This window comes from Allobosea massiliensis (genome assembly GCF_042655245.1).
GTDB classification, from domain to species: domain Bacteria; phylum Pseudomonadota; class Alphaproteobacteria; order Rhizobiales; family Beijerinckiaceae; genus Allobosea; species Allobosea massiliensis.
On sequence record NZ_JBHSLU010000127.1, the window covers coordinates 14,164 to 33,924 of the forward strand.

Sequence of the window (19,761 nt, forward strand, 5' to 3'; positions counted from 1 at the left end):
TCAGCCAAGGTCGAGAAAGGACCAGCGCGTCTCACGCGCCGCCATGTCGATGAAGGCGCGCACCTTGGCCGAGAGCAGCCGCGCCGAGGGATAGACGATCTGGATCGGCGAGGGCGGACGCTCATGGTCCGGCAGGAGCACGCGCAGCCGCCCCTCCCGGATCGCCGGTGCCGCCTGATAGGCCAGAACCAGCGTCAGCCCGCCGCCGTCGATGGCATGCTGAACCGCCGTTTCGGCGGCGTTTGTCACGAAACGCGGTGAGAAGGCGATGCGCTGCCGCTGGCCCTGCCGCTCGAACACCCATTCGGGCACTGCGTTGAAGCCGGCGAAATGGATGCAGCGATGGGCCGAGATCTCGTCCGGCCGGATCGGCTCGCCATGCGCCGCCAGATAGGACGGTGCGGCCACCAGCACGCGCCGCGTCGCTCCGACACGCCTGGCCTTGAGGCTGGAATCGCCGAGATCGCCAATGCGGACGGCCAGATCGATCCCGTCCTCCACGAGATTGACGATGCGGTCGCCGAGCCGCAACTCCCCCTGCACCGCGGGATGGCGCGAGAGGTAGGCCGAGAGCAGCGGGCCGACATGGGCGCGCCCGAAGGCGAGCGGCGCGGCGACGACGAGGCGGCCCGACGGCTCGGCCCGCGTCGCGAGCAATGACGCATCCGCCTCGTCGAGATCAGCCAAGACGCGCCGCGCCAGCGGCAGATAGCGCTCGCCCTCGTCGGTGAGGGTGACGGCGCGGGTGTTGCGCTGGAGGAGGCGGCTGCCGAGCCGGTCCTCGAGCGCAGCGACGAGCCGCGTGACGGCGGACGGAGACAGGCCCAGACCTCGGGCAGCCGGGGCAAAGCCTTTGGCCTCGGCGACCTTGACGAAAGCCTGCAATGTCGCGAAGCGGTCCATCAATTGCTCCGCCTGGCGCAATAATGAAGTGCAGATTGACCATATTATCCGCTCAGCGCGCAATTGTCATTTTCTCGCCGTGGCCGCCGATCGCGTGGGGGCCAGGGAGGGTGTCATGGATCAAGACAGGATTTCGAGCGACGTCGCCTTTACTCCTGCCGTCAAGGCGGTGCAGCAGCGCAAGGGCTCGCGCGGCGGTTATCGTCGAATGGAAGAGCGCGGCGGCTTCAAGACGACGGTCACGCCGGAGCTGGCCGCCTTCATCGCCGGGCGCGACAGCTTCTTCCTGGCGACAGCCAGCGCCGATGGCCAGCCTTATATCCAGCATCGCGGTGGGGCGGCCGGGTTTCTGCGCGTTCTCGACGAGCGGACGCTCGGCTTCGCGGATTTCCGCGGCAACCGGCAATATGTCAGCCAGGGCAATCTCTCCGAGAACCCCAAGGCCCATATCTTCCTGATCGATCATGCGCGCCGGCAGCGGATCAAGATCTGGGGCACGGCGCGGGTGGTCGAGGACGATCCCGCCCTGCTCGAAAGGCTGCGGCCCGAAGGCTATGCGGGCACGCCGGAGCAGGCGGTGCTGTTCACGATCGCGGCCTGGGACGCCAATTGTCCGCAACACATTCCGCAGCTGATTCCCGCCAAAGACGTCGCGGCGGCGCTGGCGGAACGCGACAGGCGAATCCTGCTGCTGGAGGCGGAGCTGGCGAAGGCGCGGACCTTGGCCTGATCGTCGCTGCGGCTGCGCGGGGAACGATGCCGCGGCCGCCGCGTTGAACCGCTCATGGCCGAGATGGGCAAGACAGGACCATTGCACGCCCTCGTCACGTCGTTGTCCCTGCGCGACGAGATCGATCTCGAAGAGGCGGCGCTGCTCGACGGGCTGAGTTTCCGGCGCCGCCAGCTGCGCAAGGGCGAGGAACTCGTCGCGCAGCACTCGCGACCGACCGAGAGCTGCGTGGTTCTGAGCGGCGTCACAGCGCGCGAGGTGCTGCTCGATGACGGCAAGCGCCAGATCACCGCGCTCCACATCCCCGGCGACTTCGTCGATCTCCATGCCTTTCTGCTGAAGGTGATGGACCACAGCGTCGTCGCTCTCACCGATTGCGAGGCGGCTTATGTGCCGCATCGCGATCTGCTGCGGGTGATGGAGCGATCGCCTCATCTCGGCCGGCTGCTCTGGCTGTCCACCGTCGTCGACGGGGCCATTCAGCGCGCCTGGATCACCTCTGCGGGGCGGCGCTCGGCGACGGCCCATTTCGGCCATCTGATCTGCGAGCTTTATCTGCGGCTGGAGGCCGTCGGGCTCGCCAGCGAAGGCCGCTTCGAGTTTCCGGTTCCGCAGAACGAACTGGCCGACGCGCTCGGCTTCTCGCTCGTCCACGTCAACCGCACGCTGCAGGATCTGCGGGCGACCGGCCTTGTGTCTTGGAAGGGCAGCGCCGTCAGCATCCTCGATTTCGACGGGCTGGCGCGGATGTCCCAGTTCGACCCGACCTATCTCAACCTGATCAGGATGCCGCGCTGACGGAACCGATGCCCCTGCCCGGAGATTGCTGCCAGATGCCCCGCTACTATATCGACAGCTCCGATGGCAGCTTCTCCCATATCGACCAGGACGGCGTCGAGCTGACGGGGGACGAAGCGGCGCGTTATCTCGCCCTCGATGCCCTGCCCGACATGGTCCGCGAGGTTCTGCCCGACGGCGATCAGCGCGAATTCGCTGTCCGCGTGCGCGACGCGGGCGGGCGGGTCATCTACAGCGCGAGCCTTACCCTGACGGGCGCCTGGCGTGATGGTGGCGACGAGGAAGACGGGCGGACGTCCGAGCTGTGAGACGGCTGATGGGGGAGAGCCGGCAGCGGCAGATCTGGCGTCCCGGAAGGGATTCGAACCCCTGACCTACGGTTTAGGAAACCGTTGCTCTATCCTGCTGAGCTACCGGGACGCGCGTCGATCCGTGTAGCATAATCGGCATGACGGTGAAGCCTCTTCTTGCCGCTTTCCTGCTCCTGCCCGCGCTCGCGGCCGCCGCCGAGCCGGCGGATGGCTGTGCGGAGCTGTCGCCCGACAGCCCGGTGGTGCGGCTCGCCGGTGTGGACGAGGCCGGCGATCCGGTGCTGGCGGATGGGCGCCGGCTGCGGCTCGTCGGCCTGGCGCCGCGGCAGGACGATGCGGAGGCGCAGCGCTTCGCCGCGGGCGTGCTGCGTCGGCGCGGAGCCGATTTCGCTCTCGTGCTGTTGGGCGAAGCGGATCGCTGGGGGCGCCTGCCCGCACGGCTCTTTGAAAGCGGCGCGGAGCCGGCGCGCGGACTGGCCGAGGCGCTCGTCGCGGAGGGCGCCGCGATGGCGTTGCCGGAGGCGCGCCCGGCCCGCTGTACGCCGCCGCCGGCGCTCGCCGCGGGAGCGCGTCGCCGTCAGGCCGCCGCCAACGCGAAACCCCCGCCGGCTGTGCCTGCTGCGTCCTCGGCCGAAATCGCGCTGGACAGCCATGATCTCGCCGCGCTCCGGGCGCATGAGGGGCGTCTGGTCCTGCTGACCGGGCGCGTCGCCTCCGTGGCGGAGCGTGGTCAGCGAACCTATGTCAATTTCTCGCGCCGGCGTGGGGAGGCCGCCTCGATCGTGCTGTCGAAGTCGCTTTGGCGCGAGCTGAAGGACGCAGGCTGGACCGCGAGCGGGCTCGGCGGTAAACGCTTGCGCGCGCGCGGCGTCCTCTCGGGGCGGGACGGCCTGCTGCTCGACGTGGCGTCCCCGCTCGCTCTGGACCTGATCGACTGACGCATGCGGGCCTTCTGGCGACAGGATCGGTGGCCGAGGGCCAGGATGGCCGCGCTGGCGTTGCCGGCGTTGCTGCTGCTCGGCTGCGCGGGCGACCAGAGCGTGCTGCTGCCGCCGCAGCAGGCCTCCGACGGCGAGATCGCGCCGCGGGTCAGCACGATCCAGCGCGCCTCGGAAAGCGAGCATCAGCGTCTTCTGGCGGCCTTCGGCGGCGAATATCGCGCGCCGCGCGCCCGCGCCCTGCTCGACGAGGTGGTGCAGCGTCTGTCCAAGGCCGGCGAGGGCCGGATCGGCACCTATGAGATCACCATTCTGAATTCGCCGGCGGTGAATGCCTTCGCACTGCCGAACGGCCGGCTCTACGTCACCCGCGGCCTGCTGGCGCTGGCCAACGACACCTCCGAGATCGCCTCCGTGCTCGCCCATGAGATCGGCCACGTCACCGCCCAGCATGCGGTCGAGCGGGCGGAGCGCGAGCTGGAATCGGCGCTGGTCAGCCAGGTCGTGTCTCAGGTGCTGAACGATCCGCAGCAGGGCGCTGCGGTCAAGGCCGTGTCGAAACTCTCGCTCGCCAAGTTCTCGCGCCAGCAGGAGCTCGACGCCGACCAGATCAGCGTCCGGACCATCGCGCGAGCCGGCTACGACCCCTATGGCGCCGGTCGCTTCCTGGCGGCGCTGGGGCGCAACACCGCGTTTCGCAACAGCGGCCAGAACCAGACCGCCGACGACAAGCGGCTCGACATGCTCTCCAGCCACCCGCAGACGCCTGAGCGGATCGCTGCCGTCACAGCCTCGGCCCGGCAGATCGGCGCGCCGGGCCTCGGCGAGCGTGATGCCGGACGCTGGCTCGCCGCGATCGACGGCATCGCCTATGGCGACGAATCGCGGGACGGCGTCGTGCGGGGCCGGCGCTACGTCAACAGTGCGCTGCGGATCGGCTTCACCGCGCCGGAGGGCTTCAGCCTCGAGGCGGCGCGCGACATGGTGATCGGGCTGAGCGCCAACGGGGCGCAGGCGCTGCGCTTCGACTCGGTGACGCTCAAGCCCGATCAGACACTGGAATCCTATGTCGCCGCCGGCTGGATCGAGGGTGTCGAGACGAGCGCGATCGAGCCGCTTGAGATCGCCGGCCAGCCGGGTGTCATCGCGGTCGGCAAGGGCACGGACTGGATTTTCCGCCTCGCCGCCGTGCAGGCGGGCAATCGCGTCTATCGATTTATCCTCGCGGCAAAAGGCGGCGCCGATCCGGAGCGGCCGATGCGGGCGCTGTTGTCGGGCTTCCGGGTGCTGAGTCCGGAGGAGGCGCAGGCGGTGCGGCCGGTGACGGTGCGGATCGTGACGGCTGCCGCCGGCGATACACCGGCGACCATGGCAGCGCGCATGCCGGAGCAGGAGCGGGCGCAGGAGCTCTTCATGGTGCTGAACGGTATCGAGCGGGGCGGCGCCCTCGTCCCGGGCCAGCGCTACAAGATCGTCGCTGAGTAGCGGGGCGACGCTCTTTCACGAAGGCGCGATGCGCGGTGTCGGGCCGTGACCTGCGGGCGCGAGCGGCTAAGCTGGCGCGATCGGCGGCGGGGCGGGTGGCCCTCGTCGCAGCGGGAGATGGCCATGGCGCTCGATCGTCGCATCGTCGAACTCTATGACGAATACACCCACAAGCCGCTCGACCGTCGGGTCTTCTTCAACCGGCTGATGGTGCTGGCCGGGTCCGCTACGGCGGCCGAGGCGGCGCTCGCTGTGCTCGAGCCGAATTACGCCCAGGCCCAGCAGATCGCGCCCGACGATGGCCGCCTGACGAGCGAGCGGCTGGAGACGAGCGTCGATGGTGTCGCCCTCAGGGGCTATCTCGTCGCGCCCAAGGCGGCCGGCCGCCGCGGTGGCGTGCTGGTCATCCACGAGAATCGCGGCCTCAACCCGCATATAGAGGATGTGACGCGGCGGATGGCGCTGGCGGGTTTCACGGCGCTCGGCCTCGATTTCCTGACGCCGCTGGGCGGGACGCCGAAGGATCCCGACGAAGCGCGTGCGCTGTTTCCCAAGCTCGCTGCCGACGACGTGCTGCGCCAGGGCCGGGCGGCGCTGAAGCTCCTCGCCGCCCGGCCGGATGCGACGGGCAAGACCGGGGCGGTCGGCTTCTGCTGGGGCGGCGGGGTGGTGAACGACCTCGCCGTCTCGGTGCCGGAGCTGGCGGCGGGCGTCGTGTTCTATGGCCGCTCGCCCGACCTCGCGAAGGTGCCGCAGATCAAGGCGCGGCTTTTGATCCAGCATGCGGCGCGCGACACGCGCCTCGTCCAGCAACTGCCGGACTATGAGGCGGCGCTCAAGGCCGCCGGCATCCGCCATGAGGTGATCGTCTATCCCGACGTCGACCACGCCTTTCACAACGATACCAGCGCCGAGCGCTACAATGCCGCGGCGGCGAAACAGGCCTGGGACAAGGCGGTCGCCTTCCTGGCGGCGGAGACGGGGGCGGCGTAACGGCTCCGGACCGCTCCGGAACGTTGTAGCGAAGGGTTCCTGACATGAAAAAACCCGGCGGTCGCCCGCCGGGTTCGTCTGGTCTCGCGAAGGAGAGGGCCCGATCAGGCGGCCTCTTCCTGCAGGTCGTCGTTGTCACCCTCGACATCGCCCTCGGCGGCTTCCACCACCTCGCCCTTGGCCGGGCGGCGGGGCGACTTGGCGAGCTGCGCCTCGATCTTCTTCAGCGCCTCGGTCTCGGTGACGTCATCGACCACCGCGATCTCGCGGGTCATGCGGTCGACGGCGGCCTCGTAGAGCTGGCGCTCCGAGTAGGACTGCTCCGGCTGCGCCTCGGAGCGATAGAGGTCGCGCACGACCTCGGCGATGGCGACGAGATCGCCCGAGTTGATCTTCGCCTCATATTCCTGGGCGCGGCGCGACCACATGGTGCGCTTGACGCGGGCGCGGCCGGTCAGCGTGGTGAGCGCCTTGGTGACGCTCTCGGCATCGGCGAGCTTGCGCAGGCCGACGCTGGCGGCCTTGGCGGTGGGGACGCGCAGCGTCATCTTGTCCTTGGCGAAGCTGACGACGAACAATTCCAGCTTGAAGCCCGCGACTTCCTGCTCCTCGATCGCCGTGATCTGGCCGACGCCATGAGACGGATAGACGACGAACTCGCCCGTCTTGAAACCCTGGCGCACGACAGCTTTCTTCACCGTGGACATGCCGTTAAGACTCCTGACCGGACCGCTGGACGCGGGCTCGCGATGCTCAATCTCCGGCCGACCGACCGGAAACACTCTGCCTGGGACGCAGGCTTTCGCCCTCGCCCCACGCTCCCTCAGCCGGTCGTTTCTGATATGCCGCCGAGACAAAGACAGGGGAAGCTCCGGCAACGACGCCGGCGGCTCTCATCATCTCTGGCTGGGGGCGCCCCGTTTGTGAAAAACCTCGCAGGGGCATGCGGAACGAATGCGACTGGTGCTATGATGTAGCATAAAAAACACGCCGAATCAAAGGTAAACGCAAGCTCGGCGCAAGCCCCGCCCGAACAGCGGCTCTGTGGTTAACGCCGCGGTCGAGGTCCGGAGCGCGGTCCGCGTCAGTCGCCCTCGCCGGGATTCGGCGAGAACTGCTCGAGCTTGCCGGCGACGCCGTCGAAGGCCTTGGCGTCGGGCGGGGCGTCTTTCTTCTGGGTGATGTTGGGCCAGCTCGCCGCGTATTTCGCGTTCAGTTGCAGCCAGCTCTCGAGGCCGGGCTCGGTGTCCGGCTTGATCGCCTCGGCCGGGCATTCCGGCTCGCAGACGCCGCAATCGATGCACTCGTCGGGATGGATGACGAGCATGTTCTCGCCTTCATAGAAGCAGTCGACCGGGCAAACCTCGACGCAGTCCATGTACTTGCACTTGATGCAATTCTCGGTGACCACATAGGTCATGTCGCAGGTCCTTCCCGTCTCCCAGCGCCGCCCATAAAGCGCTCAAACCCGTCCGGTTCAAGACCGTTTGGGTCGTCCCGAGAGCAGGACCCTCTCTTTTGTCCCGTCCCGCCACGGCGCACCCCGCCGAGCTTCCGCGGGGATCGTTTGTGTACAAATGAATTTCGTTTTAGCTGCCGCCCTCGTCCTCGGCAAGAGGCGGATCGCCGCGCCCGCCCTCGTCGAGGCGTTCATAAAGCAGTTTTGCCCTTTCATACGCCTCGCGCCGCTCGCCAAGGCCGATAACCCGCACCACGGCGGTAGCGTGCGGCAAGGCCAGGGTGAGGACGTCGCCGAGCTTCAGCCCCTGGGCCGGGTTGAGGATCCGGCGACCGTCGAGGCGGACATGGCCCTCCTCGACGAGACGCACCGCGGCGGGGCGCGTCCGGGCGAAGCGCGCGAACCAGAGCCATTTGTCGAGCCTTTGGCGGTCCTCGCGCATCGCGTCTCAGGGGCGGCCCGGCATTGCGTCAGCCCTTGCGGCCTTCCATCTGGGCCTTGAGAGCCGCCAGCTTGGCGAAGGGCGAATCCGGATCGGGCTCGCGATCGGCCGGCCGCGGGCGCGGCGGCTGCTGGAAGCGCTCGCCGCCGCGGTCGTCGCGGCGCTGGCCGCCGCCACCGGGGCGTCCGTCGCGCTTGAAATCGGGCCGAGGGCCACGGCCTTGCTCCGGCCGGCCGCCACCCTCCGGGCGCGGGCCGTCAGGCCGCTGTCCGCGCCGGTCGTCGCGCCGATCCTGCCGCCGGTCGTCGCGACGCGGCTCACGCTCCGGACGGGGCGTCGCGGCTGCGGCATCGCCGGAGGCGGCCTGGGCGGGGACGGGTGCCTCGCCCTCGCGGCGCGGACCGCCGGGGCGCGGGCCGCGGTTGGGCCGGTCGCCGCGGCGTCCGCCGGGCTGGCGCTCGCCGGGGGCGCCCTCGCGGGCACCGCGCGCGGGCTCGGGGCGCCGGCCGCCCTGGTGGCGGTGCGGGCGCCAGACCTCGATCATCTCGGGTTCGGCCGGAGCCGCCGGGGCGGCGGCGGGCGCCTCTGCGGCAGGCTCGGCGACCGGTTCCGCCGCCGTCGCGGGCAGGGCCGAGAGCAGATCGGCCGGCACGGGCTCTGGGGCCGGCTCCAGCTCCTGCGCCGTCAGGATCGGGGCGTCGGGCGTCTCGGCAGCCGGCGCGTCCGAGGCGACGACGTCCGCCGCCGCCTGGTCCAGGTCGGTGGCTGTCGCAGGGGCCTGCGCCTCGACCGTCTCGCCGGAGGCGACAGCCTCACCGGCTTCGACGGGCGCTTCGGCCACGGTCTCGGCAGCCGCGGGCTTCACGGGGGCCGCGGCGAGCGGCACGGTGATGGCGGGACCCGGCCGCTTGACCGAGACATAGCCGAGCGAGCGCAGGATCGAGGCGAAATCCTCGCCCGCGCAGCCGACGAGGGAGGTCATCGCGCCGGTGACGACGAAGCCGTCCTGATCGGCCGAGCCCGCAGGCGGGGTGCCCTGCGTGACGCCGGGGCGGTAGGCGATGGCAGGACGGATCAGGTCCGCCAGGCGCTCCAGAATGTCGACGCGCACGGCCCGCTCACCGCAGACGCGGTAGCCGGCGGCGCGGTAGAGCCCCTTCGGCACCGCCTTGTCGACCGGGAAGGAGGTCCGGCCCGAGGCGGCGAGATGGGCGATGTCGTCCAGCCCCGACAATTCGGGGCCGCCATGCTTGAGCGCCCAGAGCTGGGCGGCCAGCGCGCGGGGCGCAGGCTTGAGCAGGGCCGGGAGATAGAGGTGGAAGGCGCCGAAGCGGATGCCGAGCTGGCGCAGCGCGGCGCGCCCCTCCTGGTCGAGCGCCTTCATCTCCTCGCCGACCTTGGCGCGCTCGAGCACGCCGAGCGCCTCGGCCGCCTGATAGGCGATGCCGCGGGCGATGCCGGTGAGGGTCGAGGCCTCCTCCAGCAGCGGCAGCGCGCCGAGCAGGCGGGTGATGTGGTTCTTCAGCCAGAGCTGCAGCCGCGCCTCGACCTGCTCGCGGGCCGGACCCGTGAGATGTTCCTCGACGAGCAGGCGCAGCCGCGGCTCGATCGCCTTCTCGCCGGCGACGAGACGGGCGACCGGCTCGCCGACCCAGCGCAGCAGCCCGTCATGCGAGAGCACAAAGGCGTCGTCCGCGGCGAGGACGACGCGCGCGGCGCGTGCCTCGATCTCGCTCGCCAGCGCCTTCAGGGCGGCCAGGTTCAAGGCCTTCGCCTCCGGCCCGCCGGCCTTCGGGTCCGCCGTAAAGCGGAAGCCCTGCAGCATTCCGACGTGCTGGCCCTCGACGAGCACGTCGCCCGTCGTGGTGACCTCAGCCTCCAACATCGCATTCTCCCGCAAACGGCGCAGCAGCACGCTGGTGCGCCGGTCGACAAATCGGCTGGCCAGACGCTCGTGCAGAGCGTCCGAGAGCTTGTCCTCTACAAGACGCGCCACCCCCTGCCAATGCTCAGGATCGGGCAACCAGTCGGGGCGGTTCGCGACGAAGGTCCAGGTGCGGACCTGGGCGATGCGTGCGGAGAGCGTGTCGATCTCGCCATCGGTGCGGTCGAGAGCCGCCAGCTGGGTGCGATACCAGTCGATATCGAGTCGGCCATGGCGCATCAGGCGCAGATAGAGGGTGGTCGCGAGGTCGGCATGCTGCTGCGGTGCGATCTTGCGATAATCGGGCAGCCCGCAGACTTCCCAGAGCCTCTCGACCGCCGGCCTGCCTTGCGCCAGCGCCTTGATGTCGGGATCGCGCGCGAGGATCTCCAGCGTGTTCATGTCCTCGGCGATCAGAGCGCGCGTCAGCCCGGCCTCGCCCGGCTGAAGGTTCAGGCTGTCGAGAAGCTGGGCGACCGAGCGGAAGTCGAGATCCGTGTTGCGCCATTGCAGCTGCCGCATCGGCTCGAAGCGATGATTCTCGATCGCCTCGACGAGATCGGCCTCGAAAGCCGGGCAGCGACCCGAGGTGCCGAAGGTGCCGTCCCGCAGATGGCGCCCGGCCCGGCCGGCGATCTGGCCGAACTCGGCGGGGTGCAGCTTCCGAAAGTGGTGGCCGTCATATTTCTTGTCGGCGGCGAAGGCGATGTGGTCGACATCGAGGTTGAGCCCCATGCCGATCGCGTCGGTGGCGACGAGATAGTCGACGTCGCCCGACTGGTAGATCTCGACCTGCGCGTTGCGGGTGCGCGGGCTGAGCGCGCCGAGCACCACCGCCGCGCCGCCCTTCTGCCGGCGGATCAGCTCGGCGATGGCATAGACCTCCTCGACCGAGAAGGCGACGATGGCCGAGCGCGGCGGCAGCCTTGTGATCTTGCGGTCGCCGGCGAACATCAGCTGCGAGAGCCGCGGACGCGTCACCACGTTGACGCCGGGGATGAGCTGCTCGATCACCGGCTTCATCGTCCCGGCGCCGATCAGCATGGTCTCGGCGCGGCCGCGGCGGTTCAAGAGCCGGTCGGTGAAGACATGGCCGCGGTCGAGATCGGCGGCGAGCTGAATCTCGTCGATGGCGACGAAATCGACCGCGAGATCGCGCGGCATCGCCTCGACGGTGCAGACCCAGAAGCGCGGGCGCGCAGGCTTGATCTTCTCCTCGCCTGTGACGAGCGCCACCGCCTCGACACCGGCCTTCTCGACGACGCGCTGATAGACTTCGCGGGCCAGCAGGCGCAGCGGCAGGCCGATCATGCCCGTCGGATGGGCGACCATCCGCTCGATGGCGAGATGGGTCTTGCCGGTATTGGTCGGCCCGAGGACGGCGGTGACGCCGTTGGAGCGGGCCGAAGGCGGCAGGGAGCGTGGAGGGAGCAAGGCCGACGCCGATCGTGGTGAGTGCCGGGCCGGGCGTCCCTCAAGCGGGCCGCTGCGGCATGGTGCCAGCAGGAACTAGGAGGCGGAACGAGTCCCGAACGAAGCGGGCCCGAATCGCTGACGCGGTGGGAATCGGGGTTTGTTCTCGCAGCCTGCAAGTCGGGCCGCGTTGCGCCTTCCGGGTCGGGATCGCTGTCTCGGCATCGCCTGTCCTCCGATGGTCGCGCACCGGACGCCCGTCATCCGCCGCAGAGCCTATCTAGGCATGGTTCGTCGGGAAACGAGGGTCTGAAGAGCAGGCGGCGCTCAGCCGAAGAGATCGGCAAAGATCTCTGCCGCCTCGTCGGGCGCCTCGACATGGACGAAATGACCGGCGCTCTCGCAGAAGGTGATCTCTGCGTCGTCGAAATGTTCGGGCACATAGGCGGCCCATTCCGACTTCAGCACGGGGTCATGGCGGCCCCAATGCACCCGCGTCGGCTGGTGGATGCGCACCGAGGGCGTCGGATGTCCGTCGATCGCCGCCAGCCGCGCGGCATTCTGGCTGCGATACCAGTCGAAGCCGCCGCGCAGATTGCCAGGCTTCATGAAATTATCGATCCAGAGTTCCAGCGCCGGATCGAAGGCATCCTTGCGATGGCACCAATGCGTCAGGAAATGGGAGAAGTAGAGCGCGCAGGACTGCCGGCTGAGCCCGATCAGCGCCTCCGCCAGCGGCAGTTGCTGAAAGGACTGGTGCCAGACCTCGTTGACATGGCCGTCATGGACCCAGCGCCCGGCGATGCTCTGGGTCGGGCAGTTGAAGAAGAGCAGCCGCTCGACGAGCTGAGGATGGCGCCGGGCCATCGCCTGGGCCGCATAGGCGCCGACGTCGTGACCGACCACGCCCACCGAGTCGAGGCCGAGCGCGACGACGAGCGACGCCATGTCGTCGGCATGACTGTTGGCGCCGACATCGCTGCGGGGGGCGGCCGCCTTGGCGCTGTCGCCGAATCCGCGCAGATCCGGCGCGATCAGCCGGAAGCCGCCATGGAGCCGGTTCATCAGGGGCAGCCAGGTCGCCCAGAACTCCGGCCAGCCATGCAGCAGCAGCACCGGCGGCCCGGAACCGACCTCGGCAACATGCAGCGTCGTGTCACGGACCGCGATCTGGCGATGCCTCAGGCCGGGCGGCGTGGCGAAGTCGCTGGACATAGTGGCTCCCGACAGAATTGAGGCGAGGCTAGCGTTCGACGGGCTTTGGCCGCAATGCCCGCGCGGGTTGTTGCAGCCCGGGATTGCGCTTCTCCACAGGCGACGTTGGGAGCTCTTGCCCGGTGAGGGCGAGAGCCGCAGCGTCAATGCGCGGCGTGGCTGCAGCGGCCATGGTCGGCCAGTGCCTCGATGACGGCACAGTCGCAGGCAGCGACGCCGCCGGAGCAGGTCGCGGCGATGCGCTCCAGCTCGGCCTCAAGCGAGCGCAGCCGCGCGATCTTGCGGCGGACCTCGTCGCGATGGGCCACCGCGATGGCATGGGCCTCGTCGCAGGCCATGGCTGGATTGTCGGAGAGCCTGAGCAAAGCGCGGATCGCCTCGACCGCGAAGCCGAGGTCGCGGGCATGCTTGATGAAGGCGAGGCGCTCGACATGGCGCCGGCCATAGCGCCGCTGGTTGCCCCCCGAGCGTTCGGGCGGCGGCAGCAGGCCGACCTGCTCGTAATAGCGGATGGTCTCGACCTTGACCCCGGTGCGCTCGGCCAGCGCCCCGATCGGCATCACGCGCTCGACAGTTGCGGTCGGCATCGGCTCACTCCAAAGCTCTAGTCACTGAAGCTCAAGGTGGGCGCGTGACGGGTGGTGGTCAAGAACCTCGATCAGAACGAGGGCGGCGTGCAGGCGCTGACGACCTCGCAGGCGACCGGGCCGACACAGCGGAAGCGGTGCGGCCGGCGGCTCTCGAAGTAATAGGCGTCGCCGGGGCCGAGGATGCGCCGCTCGTCGTCGACTGAGACCTCTAGCCGGCCGGAGAGCACGATGCCGCCCTCCTCGCCATCATGCGAGAGCGGCACGCGGCCGGTGTCGGTGCCGGGCTCGTAGCGCTCCTTCAGGATCTGCAGGGCGCGGCCGAAGAGGTTCTCGCCGATCTGGCGGTAGGAGATGCCGCCTTTGCCGATCTCGACCAGTTCGTCGGCGCGGTAGAAGGCCTGTCGCGGGCGGTCCGGCTCCAGCGCGAAGAATTCGGAGAGGCCGATCGGGATGCCGTCGAGGATGCGCTTCAGCGCGCCGACGGAGGGGTTCACACCGTTGGATTCGATCAGCGAGACGGTGGAATGGGTCACGCCGGCACGCTTCGCCAGCGCCCGCTGCGATAGCCCGTGGCGGGTGCGCAGATAGCGCAGCCGCGCGCCGATGTCGGTGTCGCTCACGGGGGCGTGGTCTCCCTGGTCGATATCCGCACCATTCTCACTTTGTTTTCAGCAAAAACAAGCGCTTGCTGGAAATCCGAAACAGACTTGTTCGGATTGGTCAAACGGTGCTCCCTGCCGGAAGAGGAGATCACCCATGACCATCGCCACGCCACCGCAGGCCCTGCAGAACGCCCGTTCGCTCGACAGCTACTGGATGCCCTTCACCGCCAACCGGCAGTTCAAGGCGGCGCCGCGCCTGCTCGCCTCGGCGCAGGGGATGCACTACGCCACCGAGGACGGGCGCAAGGTCATCGACGGCACGGCCGGCCTCTGGTGCGTCAATGCCGGCCATGGCCGCCAGCCGATCACGCAAGCCGTCGAGCGCCAGCTCGCGACGCTCGACTATGCGCCGTCCTTCCAGATGGGCCATCCGATCGCCTTCGATTTCGCCGAGCGGCTGGCGGCGATCGCGCCGGGCGAGGGCGCCGGCAAGCTCGACCGGATCTTCTTCACCGGCTCGGGCTCGGAATCGGTCGACACCGCGCTGAAGATCGCGATCGCCTATCAGCGCGCCATCGGCCAGGGCACGCGGACGCGGCTGATCGGTCGCGAGCGCGGCTATCACGGCGTCGGCTTCGGCGGCATCACGGTGGGCGGGCTGGTCAACAACCGCCGCGTCTTCCCGCTGCTGCCGGGCGCCGACCATCTGCGTCATACGCATGATCTGGAGCGCAACGCCTTCAGCAAGGGCCAGCCCGACCATGGCGCCGAACTCGCCGACGATCTCGAGCGGCTGGTCGCGCTGCACGGGGCGGAGACGATCGCGGCGGTGATCGTCGAGCCGATGGCGGGTTCGACCGGCGTTCTGGTGCCGCCCAAGGGCTATCTCGAGCGGCTGCGCGAGATCGCGACGCGCCACGGCATCCTGCTGATCTTCGACGAGGTCATCACCGGCTTCGGCCGACTCGGCACCCCCTTCGCCAGTGAATATTTCGGCGTGATGCCGGACCTGATGACGACCGCGAAGGGCATCACCAACGGCACGATCCCGATGGGCGCCGTCTTCGCCGCGCGCAAGGTCCATGACGCGCTGATGAACGGGCCCGAAGCCACGATCGAGCTGTTCCACGGCTACACCTATTCCGGGCATCCGGTGGCCTGCGCGGCGGGCCTCGCCACGCTCGACATCTATGCCGGCGAGGGGCTGCTGACGCGGGTGCAGGCTCTTGCGCCGCTCTGGGAGGAGGCGCTGCATGCGCTGCGCGGCGTGCCGCATGTCATCGACATCCGAACCATCGGCCTCGTCGCGGGCATCGAACTGGCCTCGCGGCCCGGCGCCGTCGGCGCGCGCGCCTATGAGGCCTTCGTGGACTGCTTCGAGAAGGGGCTGCTGATCCGCGTCACCGGAGACGTTATCGCGCTGTCGCCGCCGCTGATCTGCGAGCCCTCCCAGATCGAGGAGATGGTCTCGCTGCTGCGCGGTGCGCTGGAGCGGCTGGCCTGAGCCGGTTCAGGCGGCGCCGAGGAGCGCGCAGGCCTCCTCGGCGATGATCTGCTCCTCGTCGGTGGCGATGACGAAGGCTTCGACGCGGCTGCCCGGCGCCGAGATCGTCGCGGCGTTGCCGGCGTTGGCGCTCTCGTCCAGCGTGAGCCCCAGCCAGGCGAGGCGGCGGGCGATCGCGGCGCGGATGCGCGGCTGGTGCTCGCCGATGCCGGCGGTGAAGACCAGCGCATCGAGCCCGCCGAGCGTCGTCGCCAGCCGTGCGACCTCGCCGGCGATCCGGAAGGTGAAGAGATCGAGCGCTTCCGCGGCTTCCGGCGCTTCGCTGTCGAGCAGTTCGCGGCTGTCGGCGCTGATCCCGGAGACCCCGAGCAGGCCGGAGCGGCGATAGAGCAGGTCCTCGACCTCAGCGACGCTCTGGCCCCTCGGCCCGAGCAGATGCAGCAGCACGCCCGCGTCGATCGCTCCGCAGCGTGTCGCCATCGGGATGCCGTCCAGCGCCGAGAAGCCCATGCTGGTGTCGCGGCTGAGGCCGCCTTCCAGCGCGCAGAGGCTGGCGCCGCTGCCGAGATGGGCGACGACGACCTTTGCCTCGGCGAGATCGGGGCGCCGGCGGGCGAGTTCGGCGGCGACGAAGGCGTAGGACAGGCCGTGGAAGCCGTAGCGCTTGATGCCCTGGTCGTGCAGCGCACGGGGAATCGCGAAACGGCGGACGAGGTCGGCCTGGCTGCGGTGGAAGGCGGTGTCGAAGGAGGCGGTCTGCGGCAGGCCGGGCCGCAGGCGTGCGACGGCCCGGACCAGCCGCAGGCCCTGCGGCTGATGCAGCGGCGCCAGCGGCGTCAGGGCTTCGAGCGCGGTCACGACCGCTTCGTCGATGCGGACGGGACCGGCGAAACCGTCGCCACCATGGACGATGCGGTGGCCGATGCCCGCGACGGCGTCGAGATCGACATGCCAGGAGAGCCGGCGCAGCGCTTCGCTCAGCACGTCGTCCAGTTCCTCTCCTGGCCCGGATTCCAGGGCGATGTCGAAACGGTCGGGTCCCTCCGTCAGCTCGAAGCGCAGCGGCGCGCGGCGGAAGTCGATCATGCCCTTGCCGATGCGCCGCGGGCCCTGCGGCCCGAGCGCGAACAGGCCGAGCTTCACCGTGGAGGAGCCGGCATTGAAGGTCAGCAGGATGCGGCCGTCGTCACTCCCCATCACGCACCGGCTCCCTTGGCGGGAATGCCGGGCCCGCGCCGCGAGGCGACGAGCTTGGCGAGCGCGGCCGAGGCGATGCGGGTCTTGAGCGAATCCGAGCGGCTGGTCAGGACGATCGGCACGCGCGCGCCGAGCACCAGGCCGGCCGCGTCGGCGCCGGCGAAATAGATCAGCTGCTTGGCCAGCATGTTGCCGGCCTCGAGATCGGGCACCAGCAGGATGTCGGCCTGGCCGGCGACGGGCGAGATGATGCCCTTGGTGCGGGCGGCCTCGGGGCTGATCGCATTGTCGAAGGCGAGCGGCCCGTCGACGCGGGCGCCGGTGATCTGGCCGCGGGCGGCCATCACCGTCAGCGCCGCGGCGTCGAGCGTCGCGGGCATCCGCGCATTCACGGTCTCGACCGCGGCGAGGACCGCCACCAGCGGCTCCGCGATCCCGAGCGTGTGCAGCAGGTCGATGGCGTTCTGGCAGATGTCGCGCTTCTGCTCGAGCGTCGGCAGGATGTTGATCGCGGCGTCCGTGACGATCAGCGGCTTGGGATAGGCCGGCACGCTCATCGCATAGACATGGCTGACGCGGCGCTCGGTGCGCAGGCCCGAACCGGCCGCGACGACCGCGCCGAGCAGTTCGTCGGTGTGCAGGCTGCCCTTCATCAGGATCGAGACTTTGCCGGCCATGGCGAGTTCGACACCGCGCGCGGCGGCGGCATGGCTGTGCTCGACGGCCTCGATCGGCATGCCGTCGAGCGAGACGCGGGCGGCCTCGGCGGCGGCCCGGATCTTCGCCTCCGGCCCGACCAGGATCGGCGCCAGCAGGCCCTCGTCGCGGATCTCGACGGCGGCGATGATCGCCTCCGGCGAGCAGGGATGGATCACCGCGACGCGCAGCCAGGGCAGGGCACGGGCGTCGCGCACGAAGGCGTCATAGCGGTCGTGCCGACGCAGCGCGACCTCGGGCAGATGCGGGCTCGGCCAGGCGACGCTGGCCTGCGGCGCGATCACGGTGGCGGTGCCGGCCAGCACCTGTGCCCCGTCCTGGTTGGTGCAGGTGGTATCGAGGACGACGATGCGCTTGTCGGCGCGCTTCTCGCGGACCCGGACGGTGGCGGTGATGGTGTCGCCCGGCGCCACCGGATGGCGGAACTGCAGGTCCTGACCGAGATAGATGGTGCCCGGGCCGGGCAGGCGGGTGCCGAGCAGGGCCGAGATCAGGCCCCCGGTCCATAGTCCGTGGGCGACGATATGGCCGAAGCGTTCGCCCGCGGCGAAGCCGGCATCGAGATGCGCCGGGTTGAGGTCGCCCGAGACGGCGGCAAAGAGGTCGATGTCGTCGCGTCCGACACTGCGCTGGAGCGAGGCGCTCTCACCGACGGCCAGTTCGTCGAAGGTGCGGTTCCTGAGGATGATCTGGTCCATGGCGTCCTCAGCGTTGCAGCACATAGGTTCCGGGCGCGTCCGCGACGGGCGCGAGGCCCGCCTCTGTGGCACCCATCGCAGGCGGCGCGACGCGACCGGTCGAGCGCTCGCCGAGCCAGGCGACCCAGCTTTCCCACCAGGAGCCCTCGCAGGACCTCGCCTGCTCGAGCCATTCATCGGGGCTGATCCGGACATCATCGTGACGGCGCGTCGCGATGCGATAGTGCCGGTGCGGGTGGCCGGGCTCGCTGACGATGCCGGCATTGTGGCCGCCGCTGGTCAGGACGAAGGTGACGTCGGTGTCGGCGAGGGCGTGGATCTTGTAGACCGAGCGCCAGGGCGCGACATGGTCGCGCTCGGTGCCGACGGCGAAGAGCGGCAGGCGCAGGTTCTGCAGGGCGACGGGGTGGCCGTCGACGAGCAGGCGGCCGGTCGCGAGCTCGTTGTCGAGATAGAGCCGGCGCAGATATTCGGCATGCATCCGGTAGGGCATGCGGGTGGCGTCGGCGTTCCAGGCCATCAGGTCGTTCATCGGCGTGCGCTCGCCCATGAGATAGTCGTGGACCAGCCGTGACCAGACGAGGTCGTTCGAGCGCAGCATCTGGAAGGCGCCGGCCATCTGGTCCGAGGCGAGATAGCCGCGGTTCCACATCATGCTTTCGAGCAGGCGGACCTGGCTGTGGTCGATGAAGAGGGCGAGCTCGCCGGGCTCGGTGAAGTCCGTCTGCGCGGCCAGCAGGGTCAGCGAGGCGAGGCGCCGGTCGCCGGCCCGCGCCATGGCGGCGGCGGCGATGGTCAGGAGCGTGCCGCCGAGGCAGTAGCCCGCGGCATGGATCGCCCGGCCCGGCAGGATCGTGGCGATCCCGTCCAGCGCGGCCATCACGCCCAGGCAGCGGTAGTCGTCGAGGCCGAGATCGCGGTCGGCCGCCGTCGGATTGCGCCAGGAGATGCAGAAGACCGTGTGCCCCTGCGCGACGAGATGGCGGATCAGCGAGTTCCGCGGCGAGAGATCGAGGATGTAGTATTTCATGATCCAGGCCGGCACGATCAGGACCGGTTCGGCCTGCACCGTCTCCGTCGCGGGCGCATACTGGATCAGCTCGATCAGATGGTTGCGGAAGACGACCTTGCCTGGCGTCGCCGCGACGTCGCGCCCGACGACGAAGGCCTCGCTGCCGACCGGCCCCTGGCCCGAGGCCTCGCGGCCTGCGTCCTCGAGCGCGTTGCGGAAGCCGGCGAGGAGATTGGCGCCCCCGGTTTCGAGCGTGCGGGCCGCCACCTGCGGATTGGTGAAGGGCGTGTTGGCGGGCGACATCATGTCGAGCAGCTGGCGCGCGACGAAGGCGACGACCTCCTCGTGATGCGGGGTCACCCCCGGCACCTCGCGGGTGGCGTTGTGCCACCATTGCTGCGTCAGCAGGAAGGACTGTGCCCACAGATTGTAGGGCCAGTGCCGCCAGGCTTCACCGGCGAAGCGCTCGTCCCCCGGCAGGGGCTCGATGCAGGCGCCATCCCCGGCTCCGAGGCCGCAGGCGGCGAGATGGCCGGCCAGCTTCGTCGCCTTGCGGGCCGCCTTCCAGACCAGTTCCGCGCGCTTTCCCGGCGCGGCCGCGAGATGGGTCGACCAGTCGAGGCAAGCCAGCGCCAGTGCCGCCGGGGAAAGGCCGCCGCTGAACTGGGCGCTGAGCGCCTCGCGCATCCGGTCGATCGCGGCGAAGGCCTCCAGCCCGAGCGCATCGGCCTGCGTCCCGGTGGGCGAGGGCAGGAGCGCATCAGGGACGGTCATCGGCAATCCTTCAACCTCGACCATCTGAGTGCACCGGACCGACCGGCCGATCGGCT

Annotated in this window: 18 protein-coding genes and 1 tRNA gene; 7 read left to right on the forward strand and 12 right to left on the reverse strand. The window is 69.8% G+C overall.

All coding sequences use genetic code 11. The annotated features are described in order from the left end of the window. The gene (locus ACFPN9_RS26890; protein WP_066716195.1) at positions 1–903 is read right to left on the reverse strand and encodes a LysR family transcriptional regulator; all 903 of its coding nucleotides are present in this window, start codon (positions 901–903) and stop codon (positions 1–3) included. A gap of 115 nt (positions 904–1,018) precedes the next feature. Here ACFPN9_RS26890 and ACFPN9_RS26895 point away from each other — a divergent pair, with 115 nt between their 5' ends. The 3 genes from ACFPN9_RS26895 to ACFPN9_RS26905 all read left to right on the forward strand — a co-directional run bounded on the left by ACFPN9_RS26895 (position 1,019) and on the right by ACFPN9_RS26905 (position 2,739). After that, a complete protein-coding gene (locus ACFPN9_RS26895; protein ID WP_066716196.1) occupies positions 1,019–1,633 on the forward strand; it encodes a pyridoxamine 5'-phosphate oxidase family protein in 615 nt (204 codons plus the stop codon). An 81-nt stretch (positions 1,634–1,714) separates the two neighbouring features. Next, complete coding sequence (locus ACFPN9_RS26900; protein ID WP_245282307.1) at positions 1,715–2,431, forward strand: Crp/Fnr family transcriptional regulator; 717 nt, start codon at positions 1,715–1,717, stop codon at positions 2,429–2,431. 35 nt (positions 2,432–2,466) lie between these two features. Then, positions 2,467–2,739 (forward strand): DUF6894 family protein, encoded by a 273-nt coding sequence (locus ACFPN9_RS26905; RefSeq protein ID WP_066716198.1) that lies wholly within the window; start codon positions 2,467–2,469, stop codon positions 2,737–2,739. 35 nt (positions 2,740–2,774) lie between these two features. On the opposite strand, the gene ACFPN9_RS26910 is transcribed toward ACFPN9_RS26905, so the two are convergent. Beyond that, positions 2,775–2,851: transfer RNA gene (locus ACFPN9_RS26910), tRNA-Arg, on the reverse strand. A gap of 28 nt (positions 2,852–2,879) precedes the next feature. Between ACFPN9_RS26910 and ACFPN9_RS26915 the strand changes: the two genes are divergently transcribed. From ACFPN9_RS26915 to ACFPN9_RS26925, 3 genes are all read left to right on the forward strand, one after another. Beyond that, positions 2,880–3,680, forward strand: coding sequence for a hypothetical protein (locus tag ACFPN9_RS26915; RefSeq protein ID WP_066716201.1), 801 nt, complete (start codon positions 2,880–2,882; stop codon positions 3,678–3,680). 45 nt (positions 3,681–3,725) lie between these two features. Beyond that, entirely contained in the window at positions 3,726–5,165 is a 1,440-nt protein-coding gene (locus ACFPN9_RS26920) for a M48 family metalloprotease (protein WP_066716202.1), read from the forward strand. A 123-nt stretch (positions 5,166–5,288) separates the two neighbouring features. Continuing rightward, positions 5,289–6,158: a dienelactone hydrolase family protein gene (locus tag ACFPN9_RS26925; RefSeq protein ID WP_067253714.1), complete on the forward strand. Its 870-nt coding sequence runs from the start codon at positions 5,289–5,291 to the stop codon at positions 6,156–6,158. A gap of 104 nt (positions 6,159–6,262) precedes the next feature. On the opposite strand, the gene ACFPN9_RS26930 is transcribed toward ACFPN9_RS26925, so the two are convergent. From ACFPN9_RS26930 to ACFPN9_RS26960, 7 genes are all read right to left on the reverse strand, one after another. Then, positions 6,263–6,865, reverse strand: a complete 603-nt coding sequence (locus ACFPN9_RS26930) for a CarD family transcriptional regulator (RefSeq protein ID WP_066724096.1) — start codon at positions 6,863–6,865, stop codon at positions 6,263–6,265. A gap of 377 nt (positions 6,866–7,242) precedes the next feature. Next, positions 7,243–7,578: a ferredoxin FdxA gene (gene fdxA / locus ACFPN9_RS26935; protein WP_066724093.1), complete on the reverse strand. Its 336-nt coding sequence runs from the start codon at positions 7,576–7,578 to the stop codon at positions 7,243–7,245. A gap of 169 nt (positions 7,579–7,747) precedes the next feature. Further along, entirely contained in the window at positions 7,748–8,059 is a 312-nt protein-coding gene (locus tag ACFPN9_RS26940; protein WP_066724090.1) for an RNA-binding S4 domain-containing protein, read from the reverse strand. A 28-nt stretch (positions 8,060–8,087) separates the two neighbouring features. After that, positions 8,088–11,417 (reverse strand): helicase-related protein, encoded by a 3,330-nt coding sequence (locus ACFPN9_RS26945; protein WP_066724088.1) that lies wholly within the window; start codon positions 11,415–11,417, stop codon positions 8,088–8,090. 306 nt (positions 11,418–11,723) lie between these two features. Then, a complete protein-coding gene (locus tag ACFPN9_RS26950) occupies positions 11,724–12,611 on the reverse strand; it encodes an alpha/beta fold hydrolase (protein ID WP_377817931.1) in 888 nt (295 codons plus the stop codon). Positions 12,612–12,754: 143 nt separating this feature from the next. Continuing rightward, positions 12,755–13,198 carry a MerR family transcriptional regulator gene (locus tag ACFPN9_RS26955; RefSeq protein ID WP_156446629.1) on the reverse strand — a complete coding sequence of 148 codons (444 nt, stop codon included), beginning with the start codon at positions 13,196–13,198 and terminating at the stop codon, positions 12,755–12,757. Positions 13,199–13,269: 71 nt separating this feature from the next. Beyond that, entirely contained in the window at positions 13,270–13,821 is a 552-nt protein-coding gene (locus ACFPN9_RS26960; RefSeq protein WP_066724085.1) for a cupin domain-containing protein, read from the reverse strand. A 136-nt stretch (positions 13,822–13,957) separates the two neighbouring features. On the opposite strand from ACFPN9_RS26960, the gene aptA reads away from it, so the two are divergent. Continuing rightward, positions 13,958–15,307 carry an omega-aminotransferase AptA gene (gene aptA, locus ACFPN9_RS26965; protein ID WP_066724082.1) on the forward strand — a complete coding sequence of 450 codons (1,350 nt, stop codon included), beginning with the start codon at positions 13,958–13,960 and terminating at the stop codon, positions 15,305–15,307. Between the two features lie 6 nt (positions 15,308–15,313). On the opposite strand, the gene ACFPN9_RS26970 is transcribed toward aptA, so the two are convergent. The 3 genes from ACFPN9_RS26970 to ACFPN9_RS26980 are packed head-to-tail and all read right to left on the reverse strand — an operon-like array spanning position 15,314 to position 19,705. Beyond that, positions 15,314–16,504 (reverse strand): acetate/propionate family kinase, encoded by a 1,191-nt coding sequence (locus ACFPN9_RS26970; protein WP_066724080.1) that lies wholly within the window; start codon positions 16,502–16,504, stop codon positions 15,314–15,316. Next, complete coding sequence (locus ACFPN9_RS26975) at positions 16,504–17,919, reverse strand: bifunctional enoyl-CoA hydratase/phosphate acetyltransferase (RefSeq protein ID WP_156446628.1); 1,416 nt, start codon at positions 17,917–17,919, stop codon at positions 16,504–16,506. The genes ACFPN9_RS26970 and ACFPN9_RS26975 overlap by 1 nt, the downstream gene beginning before the upstream one ends. A 7-nt stretch (positions 17,920–17,926) precedes the next feature. After that, positions 17,927–19,705, reverse strand: a complete 1,779-nt coding sequence (locus ACFPN9_RS26980; protein ID WP_066724074.1) for a PHA/PHB synthase family protein — start codon at positions 19,703–19,705, stop codon at positions 17,927–17,929. Positions 19,706–19,761 lie beyond the last annotated feature (56 nt).

Excerpts from the sequence above, each read along its gene's own strand:
- ACFPN9_RS26890 (WP_066716195.1), bottom strand. The coding sequence starts at position 903 with ATGGACCGCTTCGCGACATTGCAGGCTTTCGTCAAGGTCGCCGAGGCC.
- ACFPN9_RS26895 (WP_066716196.1), top strand. The coding sequence starts at position 1,019 with ATGGATCAAGACAGGATTTCGAGCGACGTCGCCTTTACTCCTGCCGTC.
- ACFPN9_RS26905 (WP_066716198.1), top strand. The coding sequence starts at position 2,467 with ATGCCCCGCTACTATATCGACAGCTCCGATGGCAGCTTCTCCCATATC.
- ACFPN9_RS26915 (WP_066716201.1), top strand. The coding sequence starts at position 2,880 with ATGACGGTGAAGCCTCTTCTTGCCGCTTTCCTGCTCCTGCCCGCGCTC.
- ACFPN9_RS26920 (WP_066716202.1), top strand. The coding sequence starts at position 3,726 with ATGGCCGCGCTGGCGTTGCCGGCGTTGCTGCTGCTCGGCTGCGCGGGC.
- ACFPN9_RS26925 (WP_067253714.1), top strand. The coding sequence starts at position 5,289 with ATGGCGCTCGATCGTCGCATCGTCGAACTCTATGACGAATACACCCAC.
- ACFPN9_RS26930 (WP_066724096.1), bottom strand. The coding sequence starts at position 6,865 with ATGTCCACGGTGAAGAAAGCTGTCGTGCGCCAGGGTTTCAAGACGGGC.
- fdxA (WP_066724093.1), bottom strand. The coding sequence starts at position 7,578 with ATGACCTATGTGGTCACCGAGAATTGCATCAAGTGCAAGTACATGGAC.
- ACFPN9_RS26940 (WP_066724090.1), bottom strand. The coding sequence starts at position 8,059 with ATGCGCGAGGACCGCCAAAGGCTCGACAAATGGCTCTGGTTCGCGCGC.
- ACFPN9_RS26950 (WP_377817931.1), bottom strand. The coding sequence starts at position 12,611 with ATGTCCAGCGACTTCGCCACGCCGCCCGGCCTGAGGCATCGCCAGATC.
- ACFPN9_RS26955 (WP_156446629.1), bottom strand. The coding sequence starts at position 13,198 with ATGCCGACCGCAACTGTCGAGCGCGTGATGCCGATCGGGGCGCTGGCC.
- aptA (WP_066724082.1), top strand. The coding sequence starts at position 13,958 with ATGACCATCGCCACGCCACCGCAGGCCCTGCAGAACGCCCGTTCGCTC.
- ACFPN9_RS26970 (WP_066724080.1), bottom strand. The coding sequence starts at position 16,504 with ATGGGGAGTGACGACGGCCGCATCCTGCTGACCTTCAATGCCGGCTCC.
- ACFPN9_RS26975 (WP_156446628.1), bottom strand. The coding sequence starts at position 17,919 with ATGGACCAGATCATCCTCAGGAACCGCACCTTCGACGAACTGGCCGTC.
- ACFPN9_RS26980 (WP_066724074.1), bottom strand. The coding sequence starts at position 19,705 with ATGACCGTCCCTGATGCGCTCCTGCCCTCGCCCACCGGGACGCAGGCC.